The sequence below is a fragment of the Microlunatus parietis genome (assembly GCF_013407955.1).
Classification (GTDB): Bacteria; Actinomycetota; Actinomycetes; order Propionibacteriales; family Propionibacteriaceae; genus Microlunatus; species Microlunatus parietis.
This window is the reverse complement of record NZ_JACCBU010000001.1, coordinates 6,359,697-6,384,336: the sequence shown is the minus strand read 5'-3', so window position 1 is coordinate 6,384,336 and position 24,640 is coordinate 6,359,697. Positions and strand designations below refer to the sequence as shown.

The window sequence follows — 24,640 nt, the reverse complement described above, 5'->3', positions numbered from 1 at the left end:
ACGCCCGGTACAAGTTCGGCGCGAGGCTCCGGGTGGGAGCCTCGCGCCGAGGTAATGATGGTCAACTGCCGGTCTCGACCGCCGCCCACTTCTGGTCGGTCACCTTGTAGACGGTGAGGATCTTGGTCGTCGCGTCGCCGTACTCGTCGAAGGCGACCTTGCCGGTGGCGCCGTCGAAGCTCACCTTCCCGATCGCGTCGATGGTCGCCTGCCGGGCGTCCTCGACACTCTCGGCGTCCTTGAGCGAGACCTTGAGGCCTTCGATGATCGCGCGGGCCGCGTCGTAGGCGTACGGTCCGTACGCGGCGTACGGGTCGGAGTAGCCGGCGGCCTCGTAATCGGCCACGAAGGTCTTCGCCGTCGGCAGGTTCTCCACCGGGGCGCCGACCGAGGTGGCGAGGTCGCCGTCGGACTCGGAACCGGCCTGCTGGATGAACGCCGGGTCGAAGATGCCGTCGCCGCCCATCAGTGGGATGTCCAGGCCGGCGGCCTTCATCTGCTGGCTCAGCGGGCCGGCCTGCGGGTACTCGCCGCCGTAGTAGAGCGCCTGCGGATTGGTCGCCTTGATCTGGGTGATCACCGCCGAGTAGTCCTTGTCGTCGGGGTTGATCGTCTCGGCCGCGACAATCTGGCCGCCGAGCTCGGTGAACGCGTCGCTGAACGTCTTCACCAGGCCTGCGCCGTAGGCCTTCTTGTCGTTGACCGTGGCCACCTTGGTGAACTTCGCCGTGTTGTAGAGGTACTTCGCGGCGAACGGGCCCTGGACGTCGTCCGTGGCGCAGGTCCGGAAGTAGTTCGGGTAGAGCCGCTTCGGGCTGTTCGCGTAGTCCTCGCCGCGGGTCAGCGCCGGGCCGGTGTTGGCCGGCGACACCATGGCGATCTTCTTGCCGTTCAGGACCGGCTGGACGCCCTGGGCGACGCTGGTGTTCAGCGTTCCGACAACGGCGACGACCTCCGGATCCGAGGACAGCGCGGTCGCGGCGTTCAGGCCGACGTCGCTCTTCGCCTCGTCGTCCTTGACATCGATCTGCAGGGTCCAGCCGGGAATCTCGTTGTTCGCGTTCGCCTGCTTGATCGCGAGATCCACCGAGTTCTGAATGCCGAGCCCGAGCGCGGAGAGCCCGCCACTCATCGGTGAGATGACGCCGATCTTGGCAATCTTCTTCTCATCGCCGGCACCGCCGCCCGGGTCTCCGTCGCCCCCACGCTGACCGCATCCGGTCAGTGCCAGGGCTGCGGCGACCAGGGTCGCGACACCGACCTTCGCAAGCCGTCGATTAAGCACTGTTCCTCCTCCTGGGCAGCTCGACCACGAGCTGAATCACGGCCGGCCGCGGAATTCCGACATCCGGAATCCACGGCCGGGTTGCCAAGCATGATGAACACTACGACGACTCACCGCTGCGCTGTCCAGTTCCGCTGAGTGAGTTTCGTGTTCGTTACATGACCGCATCACGCAACGATGCAGCGCCGCGTGCGCGTGCTGCGCTACTTCTTCTTGGATCCCGCGCCGTGCTCGATGACACCCTCGGCGACCTCGCGCATCGACTTGCGCAGGTCCATCGCCGTCTTCTGGATCCAGCGGAACGCTTCCGGCTCGGTCAGCCCGAGACCGGCCTGCAGCATGCCCTTGGCCCGGTCCACGATCTTGCGCGATTCCAGCCGCTCGGTCAGATCGCTGACCTCGGCCTCGACCGCCTTGATCTCGGCGAACCGGGCGGCGGCGATCTCGATCGCCGGCACCAGATCGGACTTGCCGAACGGCTTCACGACGTACGCCATCGCGCCCGCCTTGCTGGCCCGGTCGACCAGGTCCCGCTGGCTGAAGGCGGTCAGCATCACCACCGGGGCGATCCGCTCACCGGCGATCTTCTCGGCGGCACTGATCCCGTCCAGCTTGGGCATCTTGACATCCAGCACCACCAGGTCCGGCCGCAGCTGTGTGGCCAGTTCGATCGCCTGCTCGCCGTCGCCGGCTTCGCCGACGACTTCGTACCCCTCTTCGGTGAGCATTTCGACCAGGTCGGTGCGGATGAGCACCTCGTCCTCGGCCACCAGCACGCGGGTGGGCGAGGTGGCCCCGGGGTCGTTCTTCTCGTTCGTCACGGGAGACACTTTAGAGCAGCGTTGTTACGGAGCCGATTCTCACCACGGCTGGAGGGATGTGGCAGAATGTTCCGGGCCCCGGCCGGGGTGGCGGAATGGTATACGCGGACGGCTCAAACCCGTCTGTCCGAAAGGACATAGGGGTTCGACTCCCCTTCCCGGCACGGCAAACGAGTCGCCACCAGCACACCACGGAATTCGGTGCGTTGGTGGCGACTCGGCCGTTCAGAGCGGGGCGCCGATCCGGCGGACCCGGACCATGTTGGTGTGGCCGGCGACCCCGGGCGGGGAGCCGGCGACGATCACGACCCGTTCGCCCTCGGCGATCCGGCCCGACTCCATCAGCGCCTTGTCGACCTGGCGGATCATGTCGTCGGTGTGCCCGACCATCGGCACCAGGAACGACTCCGTACCCCACGTCAGCGTCAGCGCCTGCCGGGTCGCCTCGATCGGGGTGAACGCGAGCACCGGGATCGACGAGCGGAGCCGGGACATCCGGCGGGCCGAGTCGCCCGTGTGGGTGAACGCCACCAGATACTTCGCGTCGATCCGCTCCGCGACCTCGGCGGCGGCCTTGGTGATCACACCACTCGTCGTGTGCGGGTCCCAGACGATGTCGTGCACCTGCTCCAGGCCGTGTTCCTCGGTGTTGACCACGATCCGGGCCATCGTCTCGACGGTGACCACCGGATACTGGCCGACGCTGGTCTCGCCGGAAAGCATCACCGCGTCCGCGCCGTCCAGGATCGCGTTCGCGACGTCGGAGGCTTCGGCGCGGGTCGGCCGCGGCGCGGAGATCATCGACTCCAGCATCTGGGTGGCGACGATCACCGGCTTGGCCCAGCGCCGGGCCGCGGTCACGATCCGCTTCTGCACCAGCGGAACCTCTTCCAGCGGCAGTTCCACACCAAGATCACCACGGGCCACCATGAACGCGTCGAAGGCGTCGATGATCTCGTCGAGGTTCTCCACCGCCTGCGGCTTCTCGATCTTGGCGATCACCGGCACCCGGCGACCCTCCTCGTCCATGATCTTGTGGACGAGATCGACGTCGGCGGCGTTGCGGACGAAGGACAGCGCGATCATGTCGACGCCGTGCCGCAGCGCCCAGCGCAGATCCTCGATGTCCTTCTCGCTCATGGCCGGGACGCTCACCGCGACCCCCGGCAGGTTGATCCCCTTGTTGTTGCTGATCGGGCCGCCGACCTCGACCCGGGTCACCACGTCGGTGTCGGTCACCGAGGTCGCGCGCAGGGTGAGCCGGCCGTCGTCGATCAAGATCGTGTCGCCGGGCTTCACGTCCCCCGGCAGATCCTTGTACGTGGTCGAACAGCGACGGACATCGCCCTCGATGTCGTCGGTCGTGATCGTGAAGGTCGCGCCGTAGGCGAGCACCTCCTTGCCGGCGGCGAACCGGCCGAGCCTGATCTTGGGCCCCTGCAGGTCCACCAGCACCCCGACCGGCCGGCCGGTGATCTTGGCGGCCCGGCGGACGCCGGTCAGGTTGTGCTCGTGATCGGCATAGTCGCCGTGGCTCATGTTCAGCCGGGCCACGTCCATCCCGGCTTTGACGAGTTCGATGAGGCGCTCCGGGGCCGACGTGGCCGGCCCGAGGGTGCAGACAATTTTCGCTCTACGCACGGATCGACACTAGCGTCCCGACGCTGCCTGGCCACATCGGCTCCCCCTTGGGTACGGGTCGGCAGGCTCAACCGGTCCGGACGAGCTCCAGGGCGTGCGCCAGGTCGGCCGGATAGTCGGAGTCGAAACTCACGTACTCCTGGGTCCGCGGGTGGGTGAAGCCGAGGCGGACCGCGTGCAGCCACTGGCGGTCCAGGCCCAGCCGCTGGGCGAGCACCGGGTTCGCGCCGTACATCGGGTCGCCGACGCAGGGATGTCGGATCGCCGCCATGTGCACCCGGATCTGGTGCGTCCGGCCGGTCTCCAGGGTGACTTCGAGCAGCGTCGCCCCGACGAACGCCTCCAGCGTCGTGTAGTGGGTGATGCTGTGCCGGCCGCCGTCCATGATCGCCATCTTGTAGTCGGCCGACGGGTGCCGGCCGATCGGCGCGTCGATCGTGCCGTGGAACGGGTCCGGATGCCCCTGCACCAGCGTGTGGTACGTCTTGTCGACGGTCCGGGAGCGGAACGCCCGCTTCAGCATCGTGTACGCGTGCTCGCTCTTGGCCACCACCATCAGGCCGGAGGTGCCGACGTCCAGCCGCTGCACGATCCCCTTCCGCTCCGGGACGCCGGACGTGGTGATCCGGAACCCGGCTCCGGCCAGGTGGCCGAGCACGGTCGGGCCGGCCCAGCCGACACTCGGATGCGCGGCCACGCCGACCGGCTTGTCGATCACGACGATGTCGTCGTCGTCGTACACGATCTTGAGGTCGGCCACCGTCTGCGGCGCCACCTCGGCCGCCGGCCGTTCCGGCTCCAGCTCCACCTCGAGCATGGAGTGGGCCCGGACCCGGTCCGACTTGCCGGCCGGCTTGCCGTCGAGGAGGACCTGGCCCTGCTCGACCAGGCCGGCGATCCGGGTCCGGGACAGGCCGAGCATCCGGGCCACGGCCGCGTCGACCCGTTCGCCGTCCAGCCCGTCCGGGATCAGCATGACCCGCGTCGACGAGGACATCAGTCGGTGCTCGCCGGTCCCGGCTCGTTCGGCGTACGTTCGGCCGGCGGATCCCGGCGGGTCCGCGGAGTCGGCGCCAGCCGCTTGCCGTCCAGGCCGATGTTCTTGATCACCGAGAGGACGATGATCAAGATCGCCGCCGCCGTGATGCACATGTCGGCGACGTTGAAGATCGGCCAGTACGGCAGCTGCAGGAAGTCGACGACGTGCCCGTGCAGCGGGCCGGGGGCCCGGAACAACCGGTCGATCAGGTTGCCGGCGACGCCGGCCGAGACCAGGCCGAAGGCAACCGCCCAGCCGGTGTGCCCGATCCGCCGGACGCCGAACAGCACGACGCCGACCAGCACCGCCGCCGACAGCACGGCGAACACCGGCGTGAAGTTCTCACCGAGGCTGAACGCCGCGCCGGGATTGCGGACCAGCTGCAGCCGGAGCAGCCCGCCGAGCAGGTGCACCGGGTCGGCCGGATTCAGCCAGGCCACTGCCATCACCTTGGTGATCAGGTCGAGCGTGACGCCGATGACGGCCACGGCGGCATAGAGCAGCCGCAGGCGGAGCAGATGGGTGGGCGGCCGGGACTCGTCCTGGGCCGTGCTGTTCTCGGTTATCGCCGTTCCTCGCGCTGCTTGCAGGTGACGCAGAGCGTCGCCCTCGGGAAGGCCAACAGCCGGCCCTTGCCGATCGGGTTGCCGCAGTTGTCGCAACTGCCGTAGATCCCCTGATCGATGTGGCGCAGGGCGAGCCGGGACTGCTCCAGCATCTCGGCGGCGTTGTTGACCAGGGACATCTCGGCGTCGCGCTCGAAGTTCGCCGAGCCGACGTCGGCCGGGTCCCGGCCGGCGCCCTCGGCGCCGTCCCGGAGCATCCCAACCAGTTCGGCGTTGGACGCGGCGAGCTGGGCGGTGAAGCGTTCGATGTCGGACTCGAGGGTTTCCCTCACCTCGTCGAGCTCGGCCTTGGTCCAGGGGTCTTCGCCTTCCCGGACCGGAAGGGACGAGGGCTTGACGGGCTTGACGGTGGCTGCCGGTGCGGCTTCGCTGGTCATGGGGTCGCTCCGAGGGGTCAGGGCTGTGTCGGCCGGGTTGGTGGTCGAGGTCGTGCGGTCGGTGTCGGACCGCTTGCTCGCAGGGGCTTGCCGAGACCGGGTGCCGGTCCGCTTCGAGGTCCGGCCGGTCGCGGCGGACCGCTTCGCAGCCGGAGTCTTCGAGGTGGACCGCTTCGTCGTGCCGGTCTTCTTCGTCGTCGGCTTGGCGGCCGACTTCGCTGCCCGCTTCTGCACGGCCGGGGTCGACGGGGTGGTGTCGTCCCGCTTGGACCGTGATCCCTCACGCGATGCTGCCTTCGGAGCGCTCGACGCCGCAGTCTTCGATGATCGAGCCGATCGGGCCGGTGCCGATCCCGAGGCCCGACCGTCCTTGCTCGGCGTCTTCTTCGCCGACGACTTCTTGGTCGTGCTCATCGTGATCCCCCCTTCGGAGGTAATGCGGCGCCGTCCCGTTCTCCGGGTAGCAGTGACCCAAGGGAGAGTAGGGGCGATTCGCTCTATCTTCAACGATGGACTCGTGTTTCGTGGCCGATTTCCCGAATCCTGGAGCGGAAACAATCGGCGTCGAGCCGATATTTCAGCCTCCTCTTAGCCTCGCCCGTTTCCGCGCGCAGCACGGGAACGGCGAACACCGCACGGGAGCTGGGGCGACGCCGCGTGAGCGATCAAGCCCGCGCGAGCGCTGGAGAGATCGGGCGAGTCGGCGCAGGCGAGTCTGCGTGATGGAGGAGGCGCGGCAGCTGATGTCGTGGCACGCGATGGAGTAGGCGCGGGCGGAGTCCGCATGGAGTGGAATCCGGGCCGAGTGGAATCCGGGCCCAGCGGAGACCGGGCCCAGCGGAGACCGGGCCCAGCGGAACCGGGCCGAGCGGAGTCCGCGCGGACGTTGAAGTCGGCGCGACGGTGGGCGATGCGTGGGGATGCGACCCGCGCGGCGGTCGGGTCGGCGGGTGACGTGCCTCGATCTGAATCGATCGGACGCAAAGGGCAGCGGATGGCGAGCGGAAGTTGCCATTTGCGTCCGCTCGATGATCACCGGGGCGGGCCGGGCATGGAAGAACCCCGCACCTTCGAGGTGCGGGGTTCGACCGATGATGGGTTCAGGCGTCGATCACGGTCTGGTCAGCGCTGGTCACCCAGGAGGGCGTCCAGACGCGGCGTGTCGCTGGTCGGCGAGCCGCCGCCGAGGGTCGGCGAGTCGTTGTCGACCGACGAACCGTACGGCGAGGGGCCGGTGCCGTTCTTCTGGCTGTTGTCCCGCATCGACCGGGGCTCCGGCTTGTCGTCCAGATCACGGACCAATTGCGGCGTGTCGACCGGCTCGGCCCGGGAGGCCTCGAGCGTGTCGATGTGCCGGCGCAGCTGGCCGGTCAGGTTGCTCCGGAAGTTGGCCTCGAAGTTGCGCAGCTCGCGCACCGAGTTGCTCAGCTGGTCGCGCTGACGCTCCAACTCGCTGAACATGTCGATCCGGCGCTGCTCGATCTCACGGTCGAGCTGGGCGGCCCGAGCGGTCGCGTCGGACTGCACCCGCTCCGCGTTCACTCGAGCCTCGGACTCGACCCGCTCAGCCCGGGTCCGCGCGTCGGTGGTCACCTGGTGCGCCGACCGGTTGGCCTCCTCGCGGATCCGGTTCGCGTCCTCCTCGGCCTCCGAGACCAGGCGCTCGGCCTGCTCGGTCGACAACTCGACCAGGCGCACGACCGCTGCGCTGGCCTCCTTGCCGGTGGTCACGACGAGGGTCTGCTTGCCGTCCGGCTGGGCCGCCGGCTGCAGGATCGTGGTATCGGAGGCTGCGGGGTCCTGGACTGGCGCGGCCCGCAGCGACTCGATTTGCTTCTTGAGGTTCTTGTTCTCCTCGATCAGCTGAGCGAAGGCCTCTTCGACCTCGTCGACGAACTCATCGACCTCCAGGACCTCGTACCCCGACTTGCGGGCCATCCGGAAGCGCTTGTTGCGCACATCGTCCAGCGACAGCGTCATCGTTCACCTCAAACAATCGGAACTCGGAACCGTGATGCGTCCGTTACCCATCTGCCTTACCGTACCGAATTTGAGCCTAATGCACACATCCGGCAGTGAGCCAGATGTCAACTGAAGAACACGAGGGCGTTGATCCTCATCAAAATGCTGACCAGGATTGCCAGCGCGATGAAAGCCAGATCGAGCATCATCGAGCCGATCCGGACCGGGCGCAGCACCTTGCGGAGCAGTCGCAGCGGCGGGTCGGTGATCGAATAGATGCCCTCCGCGACGACCAGCATGGCCCCTCGCGGTTCCCAGTCCCGGACCAGGACCGGCACCCAGGACAGGATCATCCGGGCGAACAGAATCATCAGGAACAGCCACAGGACAAAGTTGATGATGAGACCGATGATGACCATCTGCGCCACGTGCCTCGCGTTCGTTTCGACATCCGACCAGGTCGTGACTGCAGCCTATCGCGACGGCTCGCCACCACGGGCTGCCGCCGGACGTCCGTACCGACCGGTGATCAACTCTGGTTGAAAAAGCCACCCGCGATGCGTTCCTTGTCCTCCGCGGTGACATTGACGTTCGGCGGCGACAGCAGGAACACCTTGCTGGTCACCCGATCGATACTGCCACGGAGCCCAAAAATCAGGCCCGCCGAAAAATCGACCAGACGCTTCGCGTCGGTGTCCTCCATCTCGGTCAGGTTCATGATCACCGGGACGCCGTCACGGAAGTGCTCGCCGATCGTCCTGGCCTCGTTGTACGTCCGCGGGTGCACGGTGATGATCCGCGAGATGTCGGACGAGCGTGGCGTCGGCGCAGGGGTCGGCTTGGGAGTCGGGCTCGGCTGCGTGGCCGCGGCCGCACCGGTCGACGCCGCGACCGGACGCTTGGTCTCCAGGTGGGTGACCTTGGAGTCCTCCCGGTCGGCCGGGGTCGGCACGCCGGTCGTCGGCTCGTCGTGCCCGGGCTCGTCGTACTCCGAGTAGCGGTCGTCGGTGACCAACCCGAGCCACGCCGCCGCTCGCTTCAACCTGTCCGCCATCTGACCGCCCTCACGTCCGATCCCTCACACACCGAAAACAACTTGGGTCCGTCTCGGGACGGGATCGACATTACCGGCCGGGAACGCGCATCCGGCGCACCTTGCCCGGTGACACGCTGGCGGTGTCTCTCGGCGATCCCCGTCGCCGCTGACGCTCTCTATTTCAGGAAGTCCGGCACATCCAGGTCGTCATCCGCCGGAGCGGGTGGCGCCGGCCGGTAGGTCGGCTGCGGGGCCGGCCGGGGCGCCGGGCTCGGCTGGTGGCCGTTGCCGGACGTGCCGGGCTGCCCGGAGCCGTTGGTCCGCTGGCCGACCGGCTGCGGCTGTTGCGTGGCCGGCGACTGCTGCGGCTGCTGACCCGGAGCCTGGCCCGGGCCGGACTGCCCCGGCGTCGAGTGTCCCGGCGCTGCCTGTCCCTGGGACTGGGGCACCTGGGCCAGCGGCTGCTGACCCTGCTGCCGGGACTGGGCCAGGCCGGGTTGCCGACTGATCCCCTGCTGCCGGCGCGGCGGCTCGCCGCCAGCGAAGCCGGCCGCGATCACGGTGACTCGGACCTCGTCGCCGAGCGCGTCGTCGATCACGGTGCCGAAGATGATGTTGGCTTCCTCGTGCGCCGACTCCTGGATCAGGGTCGCGGCGGCCGACACCTCGAACAGGCCGAGGTCGGATCCGCCGGCGATCGAGATCAGCACGCCGTGGGCGCCCTCGATACTGGCCTCCAGCAACGGTGACGACACGGCCATGTCGGCCGCGGCCCTGGCTCGGTCCTCGCCGCGCGCGGAGCCGATGCCCATCAACGCCGAGCCTGCGTTCGACATCACCGACTTCACGTCGGCGAAGTCGAGGTTGATCAAGCCCGGGGTGGTGATCAGCTCCGTGATGCCGGACACGCCCTGCAGCAGCACCTGGTCGGCCTGTTTGAAGGCGTCCAGGATCGCGATCTGCTGGTTGTCCATCATCTGCAGCAGCTTGTCGTTCGGGATGACGATCAGGGTGTCGACCTCTTCGCGGAGGTTGGCGATCCCCTCCTCGGCCTGCACCGAACGCCGCTTGCCCTCGAACTGGAACGGCCGCGTCACCACGCCGATCGTCAGCGCGCCCATGGCGCGGGCGACCCGGGCGACGACGGGTGCCCCGCCGGTGCCCGTACCGCCACCCTCACCGGCGGTGACGAAGACCATGTCGGCGCCCTTGAGCGCTTCCTCGATGTCCTGGGCGTGATCCTCGGCTGCCTGCCGCCCCTTCTCCGGGTCGGCGCCTGCACCGAGCCCGCGGGTCAGATCCCGCCCGATGTCGAGCTTCACATCGGCGTCGCTCATCAGCAACGCCTGCGCGTCCGTGTTGACCGCGATGAACTCGACGCCGCGTAGGCCCGCCTCGATCATCCGGTTGACTGCGTTGACGCCGCCGCCCCCGACGCCGACAACCTTGATCACGGCCACGTAATTCGTTGATGCAGAAACCACGAACCTCCGCCTCTTTCCTGCTCAATGACTACTGACGCCTGCCCAGGTTGCCAAGTCTTGGCCTCGGATCGAGGGGAAGATTCCGCGGCAGACCAGGCGTTTCAGCAAGGCTATGAGTTAGCCCCCGACCGGTACGGCATCCGCGGCGGGACACGCCAAACTGGCTGATTCCCTCCACCTGAACCTCAGCTTTACGCGTGGTGGGTGGCGGGACCGTCAACGTACTGGATCAGCGAGTGGTCACTTCTGCTGCGACACGCCGTCAAAACGCCTGCTTTTGTGACCGGTCGGCGGAAGCTTTCGGAGGGGGTTTAGCGGGTGGCGGGGTGGCGGGGGGCGGAGACGTTGTAGACCTTGGCCTTCTGCTTCATCAGGTCCAGCAGGACCGCGGCCTTCAGGGCCGACTCGTCGGCGGTGCCCCAGATCACCCGGTCGCCGTTCTTCAGTTCGAGCTCGATCGAGCTCTCGCTGGTCGCGCTGAGCCGGTCCAGCTGCTGGGTCAGTTCACCGGGGAGGGCGGCGGCGACCACGCCGAGCTGCTCGGCCAGGGGCGTGTTGCCGGCGTTGAACTCGGCCAGCAGGACTCCGGGTGGCAGCTTCTGCACGGTCCGGTACGGGACGCCGTGCCGGTCCAGCAGCAGGTAGCCGCCGCCGTCCGCCACGCCGATCACCGCGGCCCGCTCCTTGATCACGATGAGCACCGTGTCCGGGTACTGCCGGGTCACCTCGACCGACTCGACCGGCGTCAGGTCGGCCACCCGGGCGGCGATCGCGTCGATGTCCTGCCGGGCCAGTGGCAGCCCCAGCGGCACCGCGGCGGTCCGCTCGACGTCGCGCGCCGCGACCGCCTCGGCACCGCGGACCTCGACCCGGTCGGTGCCCAGCACCGAGGAGAAGCCGACCAGCCAGACCGCCGTGCCGGCGAGCGCGAGCAGCAGCACGCCGATCAGGACGACGGGCCAGAGCCGGCGCCGCTTCCGGTACGACCTCGAACCGCCCGACCGGGCCACGCCGGGCGGGCGACCGAGCGTCGAGGTGGCCATCAGGCCTCCCGGGCCTCGGCGGTGCGACGGCGGAGTTCGTCGACGATCTTCGGCGCCACCTTGGTCACGTCGCCGCAGCCGATCGTCACCACGACGTCGCCGGGCCGGGCGATGGCGGCCACCGTCGGGGCGGCCTCGTCCCAGACCGGCTGGTACGTGACGTTGGCGGTGCCGGGCCGGATCGCGTCGCTCACCAGGGCGCCGGTGATGCCGTCGATCGGATCCTCCCGGTCGCCGCAGACGTCCATCACGATCACCTCGTCGGCCTGTTCCAGGGCGACCGCGAACTCGCGCCAGAAGTCCCGGGTCCGGCTGTAGAGGTGCGGCTGGAAGCAGGCCACGACCCGGCCCTCCCCCGCCGCCGGGCGGGCCGTCTCGCCGAGCATGTTGGCGACCTCGGTCGGGTGGTGCGAGTAGTCGTCGTACACCCGGACCCCGTCGACGGTGCCGACCAGCTCGAACCGCCGGTGGGTGCCGCCGAACTGGCCGAGCGCTGCCCGTACCGCACCCTCGCTGAAATCGGGCGCAGTCTCGCCGCCGAAGTAGGTCGCCACTGCGTAGGTCGCGGTCGCGTTCAGCGCGTTGTACTTGGCCGGTACGGCGAGCCGGACCGGACCACCGACGCCGCGCCGGGTGTCGGTCAGCGTGAACGTCGAGCCGGTCCCGGTCAGCTCCAGGTCGGTCAGCCGCAGGTCCGCTTCCGGAGCCGTACCGAACGTGATGATCTCCGGCACCCGGGCCGCGCTCTCCCGGAGCGTCTTGACGAGTTCCACGGCGCCCGGGTCGTCGGCGCTGACGATCAGCAGCTTCAGCTCCGGCTTGGTGGCGAACCGGACGAAGCCGTCCGCGTACGCCTCCGCGGTGCCCCAGTTGGTCAGGTGGTCCGGGTCGACGTTGGTCACCACGGCGACCTCGGCCGGGTACTGCAGGAAGGAGCCGTCGCTCTCGTCGGCCTCGACCACCAGGGCCTCGCCGGTGCCGATGTGGCCGCCGGTCTTGGAGCCGAGGAACGCGCCGCCGATCAGGTACGAGGGGTCAGTGCCGAGCTCGGTCAGCACCCGGGCGATCATCGCCGTCGTCGTGGTCTTGCCGTGGGTGCCGGCGACCGCGACGCCGCGCCGGCCCAGCATCAGCGCGCCGAGCGCCTCGCTGCGGTGCAGGATCCGCAGGCCCCGGGCCCTGGCCTCGACCAGCTCCGGGTTGTCGTCGCGGATCGCCGACGAGGCGATCACGGTCTTCGCGTTGCCGAGCTGCTCTGCGGCGTGCCCGATGTAGGTCCGGGCGCCGCGCTCCTGCAGGCCGCGCAGGTACTTCGAGTCCTGCCGGTCGCTGCCGCTGACCTCGTACCCGAGATCGAGGAAGGCCGAGGCGATCCCGTTCATCCCGGAGCCGCCGATGGCGATGAAGTGGACCGGCGCCAGCTCCTCGACGCCGACCAGTTCGCGCGGCGTGATCAGGCCCATGACTGTGCTACCTCCAGGGTTCGTGCGGCGAGCTCGGCGGCCGCGTCGGTCCGGCCGACGTCCCGGCTTGCCGCCGACATCCGGGTCAACCGCTCCGGGTCCAAGATCAATTCCGGGATCCGCGTGCGGACCCAGTCCGGTGTGCAGTCCGGGTCCTCGAGCAGTTCGCCGCCGCCGGCCTCGACGACGCCGGCGGCGTTGCGGCGCTGCTCCCCGTTCCCGAACGGCAGCGGTACGTAGACGGCCGGCAGCCCGACCGCGCAGGTCTCCATCACCGTGTTCGCGCCGCACCGGCCGAGCATCAGGTCGGCGGCGGCGTAGGCGAGCTCCATCCGCTCCACGTACGCCAGCGGGGCGTAGACGGCGCCGGTCTCCGGGTCGGTCCGCCGTACGGTCTCATCGGTGAAGTTCTTCGGGCCGAGCGCGTGCAGCACCTGGATCCCGGCCCGCAGCAGCTGGTCCACCGAGTCGATCACGGCCCGGTTGATGCTCAGCGCGCCCTGCGAGCCGCCGCTGACCAGCAGGGTCGGCTGGTCGTCGGCCAGGTCGAACTCCTTGCGGGCCTCGGTCCGGGTCGCGGCGCGGTCCAGCTCGGTGATCGCGCGGCGCAGCGGCAGGCCGATGTAGGTCGCATTCGGCAGCGGCGTGGCCGGGAACGAGGTGAAGACGTGGCTGGTGAACCGGGCGGCCAGCTTGTTGGCCAGCCCGGGCAGCAGGTTGCCCTCGTGGATGACGATCGGGATCCGGAGCCGGCGCGCGGCCAGGTAGGCGGGCGTGGACACGTAGCCGCCGAAGCCGACCAGGGCCGACGCGTCGACCTTCTTCAGCACGGCGGCGGCGGCCGAGACGGCCTTGGTCAGCCGGGCCGGGACCTTGATCAGGTCGAGGCCGGGGCGGCGTGGCATCGGCACCGGCGGAATCAGTTCCAGCGGCAGCCCGGCGGCCGGGATCACCGTCGTCTCCAGGCCGCGGGCGGTGCCGATCGCGGTCAGCCGCACCTCGGGGGCCTGACGGCGCAACTCGTCGGCGGTGGCGATCAGCGGCGACGTGTGTCCGGCGCTGCCGCCGCCGGCCAGCGCGATGCTGAGCCGTCGGTCACCGGAAGGTTCTGTCGTCACCCGCGTCCCTTCTTACCGTTCTTCGTCGCCTCGGCCTTGGCCGGCTTGGACTGCTTGGCCGACTTGGACTGCTTGCGGTGCCCGACCACGGTCGTCAGTTCCGGCCGGGCCCGGCCGGAGCGCCGGCTCAGGTAGGTCCGGGCCGCCGGTTCGTTGCGGGCACAGGCCAGCAGGACGCCGATCGCCATCAGGTTCGCGATCAGTGCCGAGCCACCGTACGAGAGGAACGGTAGCGGCACCCCGGCGACCGGCAGCAGCCGGAGCACGACCGCGAGATTGATCAGGGCCTGCACCATCAACCAGACGGTAACTCCGGCCGCCGTGTACCGGAAGAACGGTTCGTCGCTGCGCATGGCGATCCGGATGCCGGCGTAGCCGAGGATCAGGAACAGCGCGAGCACGATCAGGCTGCCGAACAGGCCCAGCTCCTCGCCGATCACGGCGAAGATGAAGTCGGTGTGCGCCTCCGGCAGGCCGCCCCACTTCTGCTTGCTGCCGCCGATCCCGCTGCCCCACCAGCCGCCCATCGCGACGGCCAGCAGGCCGGCCGCGGTCTGGTCGTTGGCGCCGCCGAGGTCGGCCGACGGGTCGAGGAACGCGGCCAGCCGGGTCATCCGGTTGGAGCTGGTCAGGAACAGGCCGACCACGCCGGCGACGCCGGCGACGGCGATCGAGACGAAGATCCGCAGCGGCGCGCCGACCACCCAGAGCACGCCGACCATGATGCTGGCCAGCACTACGGCGGTACCGGCGTCACGTTGGAAGACCACCAGCAGCACCAGGATCAGCGTCGCCGGCAGGTACGGCACGATCAGGTGCCGCGGCTGGTCCAGCAACTTCTGCTTGCGGGCCAGCACGTCGGCGCCCCAGACCACCATGGCGAACTTGGCGAACTCCGACGGCTGGATCATGAACAGCGACGACCCGAAATAGAGCCAGTTCTGGTTGCCGCCGACGTTGCGGCCCAGCCCGGGGACGTAGGTCAGGATCAGCAGCACCGCGGCCAGCGCCAGCCCGGCCCAGGACAGCACCCGCAGCGTCTTCGGCGGCAGCTTCATCACGAGCAGGCCGGCGGCCAGCCCGGCGGCCAGGAAGATCCCCTGCCGCTTCACGTAGTAGTAGGCGTCGTCGTACACAAGTTCGGCGGAGACGCTGGACGCCGACAGCACCATCATCATGCCGAGCGCGACCAGGATGCCGGTCGCGCCGAGCACCAGGTGGTAGCTGGCCAGCGGCCGGTCCAGCACCGCCTCCAGCCAGGCGCCGACGGAGCGGCGGGAGCCGGACCGGTTGCTCCCCGGCAGCAGCCCGCCGCGCTGGAGCGGGCCGGTCACGGTCGCCACGGCTCTCTCCCCTGCCTTTCCTTCCGGCTGGTGCTCCTACGCGCCGGGCAGCTCGGCCACAGCGGCGGCGAAGGCCTCGCCCCGTGCGGCGTAGTCGGTGTACATGTCCCTGCTGGCGCAGCCGGGGGCGAGCAGCACTGCATCACCCGGTTTGGCGAGGGAAGCAGCCGCCGTCACGGCTTGAGCCATGGCCCTAGTTTCCGTCGAATCGACCCGAATCACCGGGACCTGCGGCGCGTGTCGGGCCAGTGCCCCGGCGATCACCTCGGCGTCCACGCCGAGCAGCACCGCGCCGCGCAACCGGTCGGCGTGTTTGATGATCAACTCGTCGAACGTGGTGCCCTTGGCCTGCCCGCCGGCCACCCAGACGACGGAGTCGAACGCGGACAGCGCGGCGTCGGCCGCGTGCGGGTTGGTCGCCTTGGAGTCGTCGACGTACGTGACGCCGCCGAGCACCGCCACCGTCTCGATCTTGTGCGGGCCGAGCCGGACGTTGCGCAGGCCGTCCCGGACCGCCGTGGCCGGCACCCCGAAGGAGCGGGCCAGGGCGGCCGCGGCGAGCGCGTTGGCGACGTTGTGCGGGGCCGCCGGCGACACGTCGGCCACCTTGGCCAGCTCCAGCGCCGAGTCGGCCCGCTGCGGGATGAACGCCCGGTCGACCAGCAGGTCGTCCACCACGCCGACCATCGACCGGTCCGGGATGCCGAGGGTGAACCCGATCGCGCGAGCCCCCTCGATCACCTCGGCGTCGACCACCATCTGCTCGGTGGCCGGGTCCTCGACGTTGTAGACGCAGCTGGCCTGCACCCGCTGGTAGATCTCGGCCTTGGCGTCGCGGTAGTTGTCCGCCGAGCCGTGCCACTCCAGGTGGTCCGGCTGCAGATTGAGTACGGCAGCGGAGTGCAGCGACAGCGAGTTGGACCAGTGCAGCTGGTGGCTGGACAGCTCCACCGCGAGCACGTCGTACGGCTCCGGGTCGAGCACGATCTCCATGATCGGCCGGCCGATGTTGCCGACCGCCGCGGTCCGCAGCCCGGCCGCGGCCAGCATCGCCTCCAGCATCAGCGTGGTCGAGGTCTTGCCGTTGGTGCCGGTGATGCCGATCCACGGAACGATCTTGTTCGGGCGGCTCAGCCGCCAGGCCAGCTCGACCTCGCTCCAGATCGGCACGTCGCGGGTGGCGGCCTGGACCAGCAGCGGCGCGTGCGGCGGGAAGCCGGTGGTGATCACCAGGTGCGCCGGCTCCGGCAGCGTCGCTGTCGAACCCGGGCCGAGCCGGACCTCCGCGCCCAGCGTCTCCAACAGCGTCGCCCGGTCCCGGACCTGCTGGTTCTCCGCGTCGTCCAGCACCGTCACCTGGGCGCCGAACTCGAGCAGCCCGTCCGCCGCGGCGAACCCGGCCACGCCGAGCCCGGCGATGATCACCCGGGCCTGTGACCAGGGCGAGGCGCCGTCGGCCGTCGGCAGCCACTCCGGGGTCTGGTTGTTGATCACGTGCCGGCCACCCATTCCGCGTAGAAGATGCCAAGGCCGGCGGCGACGAACAGGCCGGCCACGATCCAGAATCTCATCACGATGGTCACCTGCTGCCAGCCCAGCAGTTCGAAGTGGTGGTGCAGCGGGGACATCTTGAACAAACGTCTGCCCTTGGTCGCCTTGAAGAAGCCGACCTGCAGGATCACCGACGCCACCTCGATCACCAGCAGCCCGCCGAGGATGATCAACAACAGCTCGGTCCGGGTGAAGATCGCCAGCCCGGCCAGGGCGCCGCCGAGGGACAGCGAGCCGGTGTCGCCCATGAAGATCTTGGCCGGCTCGGCGTTCCACCAGAGGAAGCCGAAGCAGGCGCCGGCCAGCGCGATGGCCACCACGGCGAGGTCGTACGGGTCGCGCACCTCGTAGCACTTCGGCCCGGCGGACGACTCGTACGCGCAGGACTGGTTGTACTGCCAGATGTTGACCAGGGTGTACGCGCCGAAGATCATCACGCAGGCGCCGGCGGCCAGGCCGTCCAGGCCGTCGGTCAGGTTCACCCCGTTGCTGGCCGCGGCGATCAGCAGCATCACCCAGATGATCACTAGGATCACCGGCAGGTTCGACAGGAAGTCGATGTCCCGCAGGAACGAGATCGCATTGGACGCCGGGGTGACCCCGCGCTCGTCCGGGAACTGCAGCGACAGCACGGCGAACGCGATCGCGACCAAGGACTGGCCGAGCAGTTTCGCCTTGCTGCGCAGGCCGAGCGAGCGCTGGTTCTTGATCTTGAGGAAGTCGTCCAGGAAGCCGACCACGCCGAGGCCGGCGAACAGGAACAGGACCAGCACCGCCGACGCCGACGGCCGGGTCCAGGTGATCAGGTGGCTGATCGCGTACGCGCCGATGGTGGCGATGATGATCACCAGGCCGCCCATCGTCGGGGTGCCCCGCTTGGTGTGGTGCGAGGTCGGCCCGTCGTCGCGGATCAGCTGCCCGTACCCCTTGCGGACCAGGAAGCTGATCGCCAGCCGGGTGCCCAGCAGGGTGCCGAGCAGGGCCAGCGCTCCGGCGATGACGATCGTTCTCACGGATGACCGCCCTCGGCCGCGGCCGACGATGCCGCCGGCTGACCGGTCAGGATCGCCTCGGCGACCGTGTCCAGGGCGAGCCCGCGGGACGCCTTGACCAGCACCGTGTCGCCGGGCCGGGCCTCGACCAGCCGGACCGCCTCCTCGGCGTCGGTGGCCGCGGTCGCCTCGGCCAGGCCGGCCTTGCGGGCGGCGCCGACGAAGACCGGGCCGTACTCGCCGACGCCGATCAGCCGGTGCACGCCGCGCTGGGCGGCGTAGCGGCCGATCGCCCGGTGCTCGCTGTCGGCCGAGTCGCCGAGCTCCAGCATGTCGCCGAGCACGGCCCAGACCCGGGCGTCCGGCCACTGCTGGGACCGGCCCGCGGCCAACTCGGTCAGCGCGTCGATCGCGGCCCGCATCGATTCCGGGTTGGCGTTGTACGCGTCGTTGACGACCAGCACGCCGTCCGGCCGCTCGGCCGCCTCCATCCGGAACCGGGACCGGGCCTCGGCCGCCGACAGTCGCTGCACCACGTCGTCGAACCGGACGCCGACGGCCAGCGCCGCCGCCGCGGCCGCGACCGCGTTGCCGACCTGGTGCCGACCGAGCACCCGGAGCCGTACCGGCCCCGCGGTCTCGGCCGGGTCGCCGGCTTCGTCCGGCAGCCGGGCGTGCAGCGTGAACGCGTAGCGGCCGGTCCGGTCGCCGGTCAGCCGGGTCGCCCAGACCGCCCGGTCACTGCCCGGGTCGTGGCCGACGCCGGTCGCGACGACCCGCCCGGCGGTCCGTTCCCGCATCGCCCAGACCAGCCGGTCGTCCGCGTTCAGGACGGCGCTGCCGTCCGGGCCGAGGGCCTCGGCGAGCTCGCCCTTGGCCTGGGCGATCGCCTCGACGCTGCCGAACTCGCCGACGTGGGCGCTGCCGACGTTGAGCACGACCGACACGTCCGGCGGGGTCAGCTCGCACAGATAGTGGATGTGGCCGACGCCGCGGGCGCCGTGCTCGGCGACCAGGAACCGGGTGCCGGCGTCGATCCGGGCGACCGTCAGCGGTACGCCGATCTCGGTGTTCAGGTTGCCCAGCGGCGCGACCGTCGACGCCTCCGCCTCGAGCAGCTGGGCCAGCAGGTCCTTGGTCGAGGTCTTGCCCTGTGAGCCGGTGATCGCGATCACCCGCAGGCCGCCGGCCTTGGCCCGGTCGATCAGGTGCCGGGTGATCCGGCCCAGCGCCAGCAACGGATCCGGCACCACCAGCTGCGGCCCGGCACCGGGCACCTCGCGGGCGACCAGGGCCAGCGCCGCCCCGGCGGCCCAGGCGGCGCCGACGAAGTCGTGGCCGTCGACCCGCTCACCGGGCAGCGCGACGAACAGTGCCCCCGGCTGGACCTTCCGTGAGTCCACGGAAAAGTCGGTGATCACCCGGTCCCGCTCGAACCCCGCCGGAGCACCCGCCCCGGACTCGATCACCAGGTCGGCGACCTCGCCCGTGGTCAGTTCGATCATCGAATTACCTCTCCCCGCTCCCGTAAGAGCATGCCTCCCCGCCCCCGTCGGGATTCAGCAGCGCGCTTCCTGCCGCTGCCACTCCTCCACCGCCACCGTCGCGTCGTCGAACGGCAGAATCTCGGTCCCCACCTGCTGCCCCTGCTCGTGGCCCTTGCCCAGGATGGCCACCACGTCTCCCGACCGGGCCAACCGTAGTGCGGTCGCGATCGCGGATCGACGGTCCCCTCCGTCGAGCACCGTGGTCCGGCCGGTCCGGGCCCGCTCGGTGGCGTTCGCGCCGGCCAGCGCCGCGGCCCGGATCGTGGCCGGGTCCTCGGTGCGCGGATTGTCGTCGGTGATCACCACCAGGTCGGCCCGCTCGGCCGCCGCGGCGCCCATCGGGCCGCGCTTGTCCGGGTCCCGGTCGCCGCCACAGCCGACGACCACGATCCGCCTGCCCTCGGGAAGCGCGTCGATCGCGGCGCCGACCGCCTGCGGGGTGTGCGCGAAATCGACGTAGACGGCGGGGGCGTCGCCGCCCAGCGGGACCCGCTGCATCCGGCCCGGCACCGTCGCGGCGGCCAGCCCGGCCAGCGCTGCCGGCAGGTCGAGGTCCTCCCCCAACGTCTGCAGTACGGCGAGCGCGGTGAGCCCGTTCGCCACGTTGAAGTCGCCCGGCAGGCTGAGCCCGAACTCGCAACTGCCGGCCGGCGTCCGCGCCGTGATCATGGTCCGCCCCGCGGTGCCCGTGACGGCCAGAGCGGCGTAGTCGCTGTCCGTACCGGCGCCGATCGTGCGGACGGCGAGGCCGGCGTCGCGGGCGCGTCCGATCAGCTGCCGGCCGCGCGGATCATCGGCGTTGATCACGCAGGTCCGGGCCCGCTCGGGCGTGAACAGCTTCGCCTTCGCCTCGAAGTAGTCCTCCAGCGTGGCGTGGAAGTCGAGATGGTCCCGGCCGAGGTTGGTGAACGCCGCCACGTCGAACCGGATCGGGTCGGTCCGGCCCTGGTCCAGCGCGTGCGAGGTGACCTCCATGATCACGGTGTCCGCGCCCCGCTCGGCCATCGCCGCCAACAGGCCTTGCAGCTCCGGTGCCTCCGGCGTGGTGACCGTCGTCCGCGCCGACGGCAGCGCCGCGCCGTCCAGCCGGAAGCCGATGGTGCCGATCATGCCGACCCGGCGGCCGGCGGCCAGCAGCGCCGACTCCAGCAGCGAACAGGTGGTGGTCTTCCCGTTCGTCCCGGTCACCGCGATCATGGTCAGCCGGTCGGCCGGCCCGCCGTACACCTTGGCCGCGAGCGTGCCCAGCCCGGCCCGCGGATCGTCGACGACGACCACCGGCACGCCGATGCCGGCGTCGATCAACTCCCGCCCGGCCGCGTCGGTGACGATCGCGACGGCGCCGGCCGCGACCACGTCGGCGGCGAACCGGGCGCCGTGGGCCAGCCGGCCCGGCAGCGCCACGAACAGGTCGCCCGGCCTGATCAGCCGCGAGTTCAGGCTGACCCCGTGCAGCACCGGATCACCGCCGGAGGTCGTACCGAACAGGTCGGAGAGCCGCAGCGGGGCGGCCAGCTGTGTGGGTCGCGGCACCCCCGAGCCGCTGGGCTGATCGGATTTCACGTGGGTAAGCTACCGAGGACTTGCGCCGGCAACGAACTGAGTCTGAGCTCGTTCAGCACCGGTCACCACTTGATCTTCTCCTTCTTCGGCCGCTCGGTGGTCGGCGGGATGCCGTAGCGGGGCAGCGCGAGCTGCATGATGTCGACCGCCGCTGGCGCCGCACCCGTGGTGCCGGTGTCGCTGTTGGTCGGGTTGTCCACCACGACGTAGGTGAGCAGTTCCGGGTCGTCGATCGGCGCGGCCGACACGTAGGACACGGTGTAGCCGCGGTAGCAGCCGCAGTCCGGGTCGTAGCGCTGCGCGGTGCCGGTCTTGCCGCCGCTGGCGTACTCGTCGAGGGCGAGCCGGTCGGAGCCGTGGTCGACGACGGCCTGCATCAGGTCGCGGATCTGGTCCGAGGTGCTGGACGAGACGACCCGGCGCGGATCCTGCTTCGGCAGGTCGACCGGCTTGCCGTCCTGGTCGGTGGCGCTCTTGATCACCGACGGCTGGTTGTAGACGCCGTCGTTGAGCAGCGCCGCGATCGCCGCGGCCTCCTGGATCGCGGTCACCGAGAGGCCCTGGCCGAACGCGATCTGGTCCCGGGTGTAGTCCGCCATGTCGGCCGGCGGCAGGTGCCCGCTCGACTCGCCGGGCAGCCCGATGCCGGTCTTGCTGCCGAGGCCGAACGAGGCCAGGTAGGCCCGCAGCCGGGACGTCTCCAGCTGCCGGGCCAGCATGATCGTGCCGATGTTGGACGACTTCGCGATCACGCCGCGCATCAGCAGGTTGATCTCGCCGTGTGCGAACGCGTCCTTGACCGTGCCGTCGCCGGACCCCAGCAGGGCCGGGATGGTCAGCTTGGTGTCCGGGTTGGCCACCCCGGCGTCGATCAGGGCCGCGGCGGTCAGCAGCTTCTGCACACTGCCCGGTTCGTACGCCGCCGAGACGGCCCGGTTGCCGAGGTCGTCCGGGTCAGCGGCGCCCGGCTTCGACGCGTCGTAGCCGGGGTAGTTGGCCATCGCCAGAACCTCGCCGGTCTTGATGTTCATCGTGATCGCGGTGCCGGTCTCGCCGCCCGCTTTGCGTACCTGCTCCTCGAGGCGGCGCTCCACCATCCACTGCAGTTCGGCGTCCAGGGTGAGCTGGTAGTCGATCCCGTCGACGGCCGGATTGATCTTGCTCTCACCGAGCGGGATCCGGCTGCCGTTCGGCGCCATCTCGAACGTCTCCTGGCCCTCGACGCCGGCCAGCTTCCCGTTCAGCGAACGCTCCAGGCCGGCCACCCCCTCGCCCTCGCCGTTGACGAAGCCGACCACGCCCGCGGCCACGTTCGTCCCCGGGTAGACCCGGATCGGGTCACTCTCCCGGAACACCCCGTACAGCTTGAGTTCGGTGAGTTCGGCGGCCAGGGCGAGATAGGTCGTCGCCGGGATCTTCTTGGCCAGATAGACGAAGCGGGTGTCGGGCTTGTTCAGCCGCTCCAGCAGGGTGGCCCGATCAAGATCAAGATGCTTCAAGATCACGGCGGCGAACCTGGCCGCCCGCTCCGGATCCTTGGTGGTGTTCCGGGTCAGTGTGGGGTCGGCGGTCACCGCGACCGCCGGCTGGGTGGTCGCCAGCACCTGGCCGTTCCGGTCGACCAGGTCGCCGCGGGTCGGCAACAGCGGCAGCTTGGCGGTGAACTGATCGCCGTCCGCGGCGTACGCGGCGGAGTCGAAACCCTGTAGTTGCAGCAGCCGGCCGCCGCACAGCGACAGCGCGATCGCCATCGCGACCAGCACCACCCGGAGGCGGCGCGGCGAATTGCCCAGCGGCACCCGGCGGACCGGCTTGTAGACCTTCTTCTTCGCGGCCCGGGCCGAGTTCCGCGCGGTGGCCTTGGCGGTACTCGCGGCGAGCTTCTTCTCCGCCTGCGGGCGAAGCCGGCGGCTCGCCGACGCGGCCGTCGTTGCCTTGCTGGGCCGTCGGGTGGGCCGGGGCTGCCGGCGGCGATCGTCGGCCATCAGCGGTTCGCCTCCTGATCCCGCTCCTGTTCCTGCTGCTGCTTGCGCTGCTGCTCCTCGACCTTCTTCTTCTGCTCCGCGAGCTCCCGCCGCTGCCGTTCCTCGGCCTCGGCGCGCTTCTTGGCCTCCTTGGCCGCCTTCTTCGCCGCCTGCTCGGCCTTCTCCGCGGCGAGCTCCTCCGGGGTCTTCACGACGATGCCGGGCAGTTCGTCGCCGTCGACCCTCTTCTTGTCGCCCTGCACCTCGCCGCCGGGCACACGCAGGATCAGCGGGTACGGGTTCGGCCGCAGGCCGAGTGCCGACGCGCGGCGGGCCAGCTCCTGCGGGGCGGCGGCCTTGTCGAGCTCGATCTCCAACTCGGCCTGCCGGTACGCCAGCTCGGACTCCTGCCGCTGCAGCGCCCGGGTCTCGAACGCGTTGCCCTGCAGCGACGTGTTGAGCATCAGCAGGCCGGCCAAGCCGATCCCGAGCACCCCGATCAGGACCACCAGGAACGGCATCGGGGCCAGTCGTGGCGGCAGATCCGGCACGGTGCGCAGCCGCTTCTTGCGACCGGTCCCGACCTCCTCCTCCGGCTCGCCCGCCGGTGCCAGTAACGCGCTCACGCAGCCTCCCCCTCGCCGCTCGAGTCGGTCTCCTGTTCCGCGGCGCCGATCTTCATCGCGGCCCGGAGCCGCGCCGACGCCGCCCGCGGGTTCTCGGCCACCTCGTCCGCGCCGGGGCGCTCCGCTCCCCGGGTCAGCAGGGTGAGCTCGGGCCGCAGCTCGGGCGGCACCACCGGCAGCCCGCGTGGCGCCCGGTCCGTGGCGCCGGCCGCGAATGTGCGCTTGACCAGGCGGTCCTCCAGCGAGTGGTACGCCAGCACGGCGATCCGGCCGCCCGCGGCCAGTGCCTCGATCGCCGCCGGCAGCGCCGACTCCAGCGCGGCCAGCTCGGCGTTCACCTCGATCCGGAGCGCCTGGAACGTCCGCTTCGCCGGATGCCCGCCGGTCTTGGCCGACTTGGCCGGGATCGCCTGCTGCAGCAGCGCCACCAGCCGGGCCGAGTTGGCGAACGGCTCCTTGGCCCGCTCGGCGACGATCCGCCGGGCGATCCGGTCGGCGAACCGTTCCTCGCCGTACACCCGCAGGATCCGGGTCAGTTCCGAGACGTCGTAGGAGTTCAGCACCGCCGCCGCGGTGAGCGGCTGGCCCTGGTCCATCCGCATGTCCAGCGGCGCGTCGACCGCGTACGCGAAACCGCGGTCGGTCCGGTCGATCTGCAGCGACGACAGGCCGAGATCGAACAGCACCGCCCGGACCGAGCCGACCCCCGCGTCGGCCAGGACCCGCGGCAGCTCGTCGTACACGGCCTGGACCAGCTGCACCCGCTCCCCGTACCGGCGGAGTCGTCGGGTCGCCTCGGCCAGGGCGTCGGCATCGCGGTCGAGTCCGATCAGCCGGGCCGCCGGGCAGGCGTCCAGCAGCGCGCCGGAGTGGCCGCCGAGGCCGGTGGTGCAGTCGACCAGGACCGGCTGGGGGTCGGTGGTGGTCGGTTCGAGGGCCGGGGCGAGCAGGTCGACGATGCGGCCAAGCAGGACCGGGACGTGGCGCGGCTCGTCGGTCGTCATCGGCGCCTCGCCTCGCGCCGCTGTGCCCAGCACCGCTTCATCTCGACCCCCACCCTTGTTGCCGGTGTCCCGCTCGGGACAACGGAAATGCGTGGCTCGTGCCTTCAGGTTTCAACCCGAGATCCGCGGGAAGTGCTACCTGGCGCCGGGGAAGG

22 protein-coding genes and 1 tRNA gene are annotated in these 24,640 nt (G+C 70.3%); 2 read left to right on the top strand and 21 right to left on the bottom strand.

Annotated elements, in window-relative coordinates:
- Window positions 1-61: 61 nt before the first annotated feature.
- Together BKA15_RS30755 and BKA15_RS30750 are read right to left on the bottom strand one after the other, a co-directional pair.
- Window positions 62-1,285 (bottom strand): branched-chain amino acid ABC transporter substrate-binding protein, encoded by a 1,224-nt coding sequence (locus tag BKA15_RS30755; RefSeq protein ID WP_179757482.1) that lies wholly within the window; start codon window positions 1,283-1,285, stop codon window positions 62-64.
- Window positions 1,286-1,488: 203 nt separating this feature from the next.
- The gene (locus tag BKA15_RS30750) at window positions 1,489-2,106 is read right to left on the bottom strand and encodes an ANTAR domain-containing response regulator (protein WP_179757481.1); all 618 of its coding nucleotides are present in this window, start codon (window positions 2,104-2,106) and stop codon (window positions 1,489-1,491) included.
- An 81-nt stretch (window positions 2,107-2,187) separates the two neighbouring features.
- Here BKA15_RS30750 and BKA15_RS30745 point away from each other — a divergent pair.
- A tRNA-Leu gene (locus tag BKA15_RS30745) sits at window positions 2,188-2,270 on the top strand.
- 61 nt (window positions 2,271-2,331) lie between these two features.
- On the opposite strand, the gene pyk is transcribed toward BKA15_RS30745, so the two are convergent.
- The 4 genes from pyk to BKA15_RS30725 all read right to left on the bottom strand — a co-directional run bounded on the left by pyk (window position 2,332) and on the right by BKA15_RS30725 (window position 5,789).
- On the bottom strand, window positions 2,332-3,747 hold the full coding sequence (gene pyk / locus BKA15_RS30740) for a pyruvate kinase (RefSeq protein WP_179757480.1): 1,416 nt from the start codon (window positions 3,745-3,747) through the stop codon (window positions 2,332-2,334).
- 67 nt (window positions 3,748-3,814) lie between these two features.
- Entirely contained in the window at window positions 3,815-4,744 is a 930-nt protein-coding gene (locus BKA15_RS30735; protein WP_179757479.1) for an RluA family pseudouridine synthase, read from the bottom strand.
- Entirely contained in the window at window positions 4,744-5,289 is a 546-nt protein-coding gene (lspA, locus tag BKA15_RS30730; RefSeq protein WP_281385623.1) for a signal peptidase II, read from the bottom strand. Before lspA ends, BKA15_RS30735 begins: the two co-directional genes overlap by 1 nt.
- A gap of 59 nt (window positions 5,290-5,348) precedes the next feature.
- Window positions 5,349-5,789 (bottom strand): TraR/DksA family transcriptional regulator, encoded by a 441-nt coding sequence (locus BKA15_RS30725; protein WP_179757478.1) that lies wholly within the window; start codon window positions 5,787-5,789, stop codon window positions 5,349-5,351.
- 25 nt (window positions 5,790-5,814) lie between these two features.
- Between BKA15_RS30725 and BKA15_RS30720 the strand changes: the two genes are divergently transcribed.
- Window positions 5,815-6,381: a hypothetical protein gene (locus tag BKA15_RS30720; RefSeq protein WP_179757477.1), complete on the top strand. Its 567-nt coding sequence runs from the start codon at window positions 5,815-5,817 to the stop codon at window positions 6,379-6,381.
- 530 nt (window positions 6,382-6,911) lie between these two features.
- Here BKA15_RS30720 and BKA15_RS30715 read toward each other — a convergent pair.
- The 15 genes from BKA15_RS30715 to rsmH form a co-directional block, all read right to left on the bottom strand.
- Window positions 6,912-7,769, bottom strand: coding sequence for a DivIVA domain-containing protein (locus BKA15_RS30715; protein WP_179757476.1), 858 nt, complete (start codon window positions 7,767-7,769; stop codon window positions 6,912-6,914).
- 107 nt (window positions 7,770-7,876) lie between these two features.
- Window positions 7,877-8,170, bottom strand: coding sequence for a YggT family protein (locus tag BKA15_RS30710; protein WP_179757475.1), 294 nt, complete (start codon window positions 8,168-8,170; stop codon window positions 7,877-7,879).
- A gap of 110 nt (window positions 8,171-8,280) precedes the next feature.
- Window positions 8,281-8,805: a cell division protein SepF gene (locus tag BKA15_RS30705; protein WP_179757474.1), complete on the bottom strand. Its 525-nt coding sequence runs from the start codon at window positions 8,803-8,805 to the stop codon at window positions 8,281-8,283.
- Between the two features lie 158 nt (window positions 8,806-8,963).
- Window positions 8,964-10,271, bottom strand: a complete 1,308-nt coding sequence (ftsZ, locus tag BKA15_RS30700) for a cell division protein FtsZ (RefSeq protein WP_179757473.1) — start codon at window positions 10,269-10,271, stop codon at window positions 8,964-8,966.
- A gap of 311 nt (window positions 10,272-10,582) precedes the next feature.
- A complete protein-coding gene (locus tag BKA15_RS30695; RefSeq protein WP_179757472.1) occupies window positions 10,583-11,314 on the bottom strand; it encodes a cell division protein FtsQ/DivIB in 732 nt (243 codons plus the stop codon).
- A complete protein-coding gene (gene murC / locus BKA15_RS30690; protein WP_179757471.1) occupies window positions 11,314-12,777 on the bottom strand; it encodes a UDP-N-acetylmuramate--L-alanine ligase in 1,464 nt (487 codons plus the stop codon). The genes BKA15_RS30695 and murC overlap by 1 nt, the downstream gene beginning before the upstream one ends.
- Window positions 12,768-13,895 carry an undecaprenyldiphospho-muramoylpentapeptide beta-N-acetylglucosaminyltransferase gene (gene murG, locus BKA15_RS30685; RefSeq protein WP_179757470.1) on the bottom strand — a complete coding sequence of 376 codons (1,128 nt, stop codon included), beginning with the start codon at window positions 13,893-13,895 and terminating at the stop codon, window positions 12,768-12,770. The genes murC and murG overlap by 10 nt, the downstream gene beginning before the upstream one ends.
- The gene (gene ftsW, locus BKA15_RS30680) at window positions 13,892-15,238 is read right to left on the bottom strand and encodes a putative lipid II flippase FtsW (RefSeq protein WP_312879549.1); all 1,347 of its coding nucleotides are present in this window, start codon (window positions 15,236-15,238) and stop codon (window positions 13,892-13,894) included. Before ftsW ends, murG begins: the two co-directional genes overlap by 4 nt.
- Window positions 15,239-15,274: 36 nt before the next feature.
- On the bottom strand, window positions 15,275-16,747 hold the full coding sequence (gene murD / locus BKA15_RS30675; protein WP_179757469.1) for a UDP-N-acetylmuramoyl-L-alanine--D-glutamate ligase: 1,473 nt from the start codon (window positions 16,745-16,747) through the stop codon (window positions 15,275-15,277).
- Window positions 16,729-17,802, bottom strand: a complete 1,074-nt coding sequence (gene mraY, locus BKA15_RS30670) for a phospho-N-acetylmuramoyl-pentapeptide-transferase (protein ID WP_179757468.1) — start codon at window positions 17,800-17,802, stop codon at window positions 16,729-16,731. The genes murD and mraY overlap by 19 nt, the downstream gene beginning before the upstream one ends.
- Complete coding sequence (locus BKA15_RS30665; protein WP_179757467.1) at window positions 17,799-19,286, bottom strand: UDP-N-acetylmuramoyl-tripeptide--D-alanyl-D-alanine ligase; 1,488 nt, start codon at window positions 19,284-19,286, stop codon at window positions 17,799-17,801. The genes mraY and BKA15_RS30665 overlap by 4 nt, the downstream gene beginning before the upstream one ends.
- 54 nt (window positions 19,287-19,340) lie before the next feature.
- Window positions 19,341-20,891, bottom strand: a complete 1,551-nt coding sequence (locus tag BKA15_RS30660; RefSeq protein ID WP_179757466.1) for a UDP-N-acetylmuramoyl-L-alanyl-D-glutamate--2,6-diaminopimelate ligase — start codon at window positions 20,889-20,891, stop codon at window positions 19,341-19,343.
- Window positions 20,892-20,953: 62 nt separating this feature from the next.
- Window positions 20,954-22,876 carry a peptidoglycan D,D-transpeptidase FtsI family protein gene (locus BKA15_RS30655; protein ID WP_179757465.1) on the bottom strand — a complete coding sequence of 641 codons (1,923 nt, stop codon included), beginning with the start codon at window positions 22,874-22,876 and terminating at the stop codon, window positions 20,954-20,956.
- On the bottom strand, window positions 22,876-23,481 hold the full coding sequence (gene ftsL / locus BKA15_RS30650) for a cell division protein FtsL (protein WP_179757464.1): 606 nt from the start codon (window positions 23,479-23,481) through the stop codon (window positions 22,876-22,878). The genes BKA15_RS30655 and ftsL overlap by 1 nt, the downstream gene beginning before the upstream one ends.
- Window positions 23,478-24,485: a 16S rRNA (cytosine(1402)-N(4))-methyltransferase RsmH gene (gene rsmH / locus BKA15_RS30645; protein ID WP_179757463.1), complete on the bottom strand. Its 1,008-nt coding sequence runs from the start codon at window positions 24,483-24,485 to the stop codon at window positions 23,478-23,480. Before rsmH ends, ftsL begins: the two co-directional genes overlap by 4 nt.
- Between the last annotated feature and the right edge of the window lie 155 nt (window positions 24,486-24,640).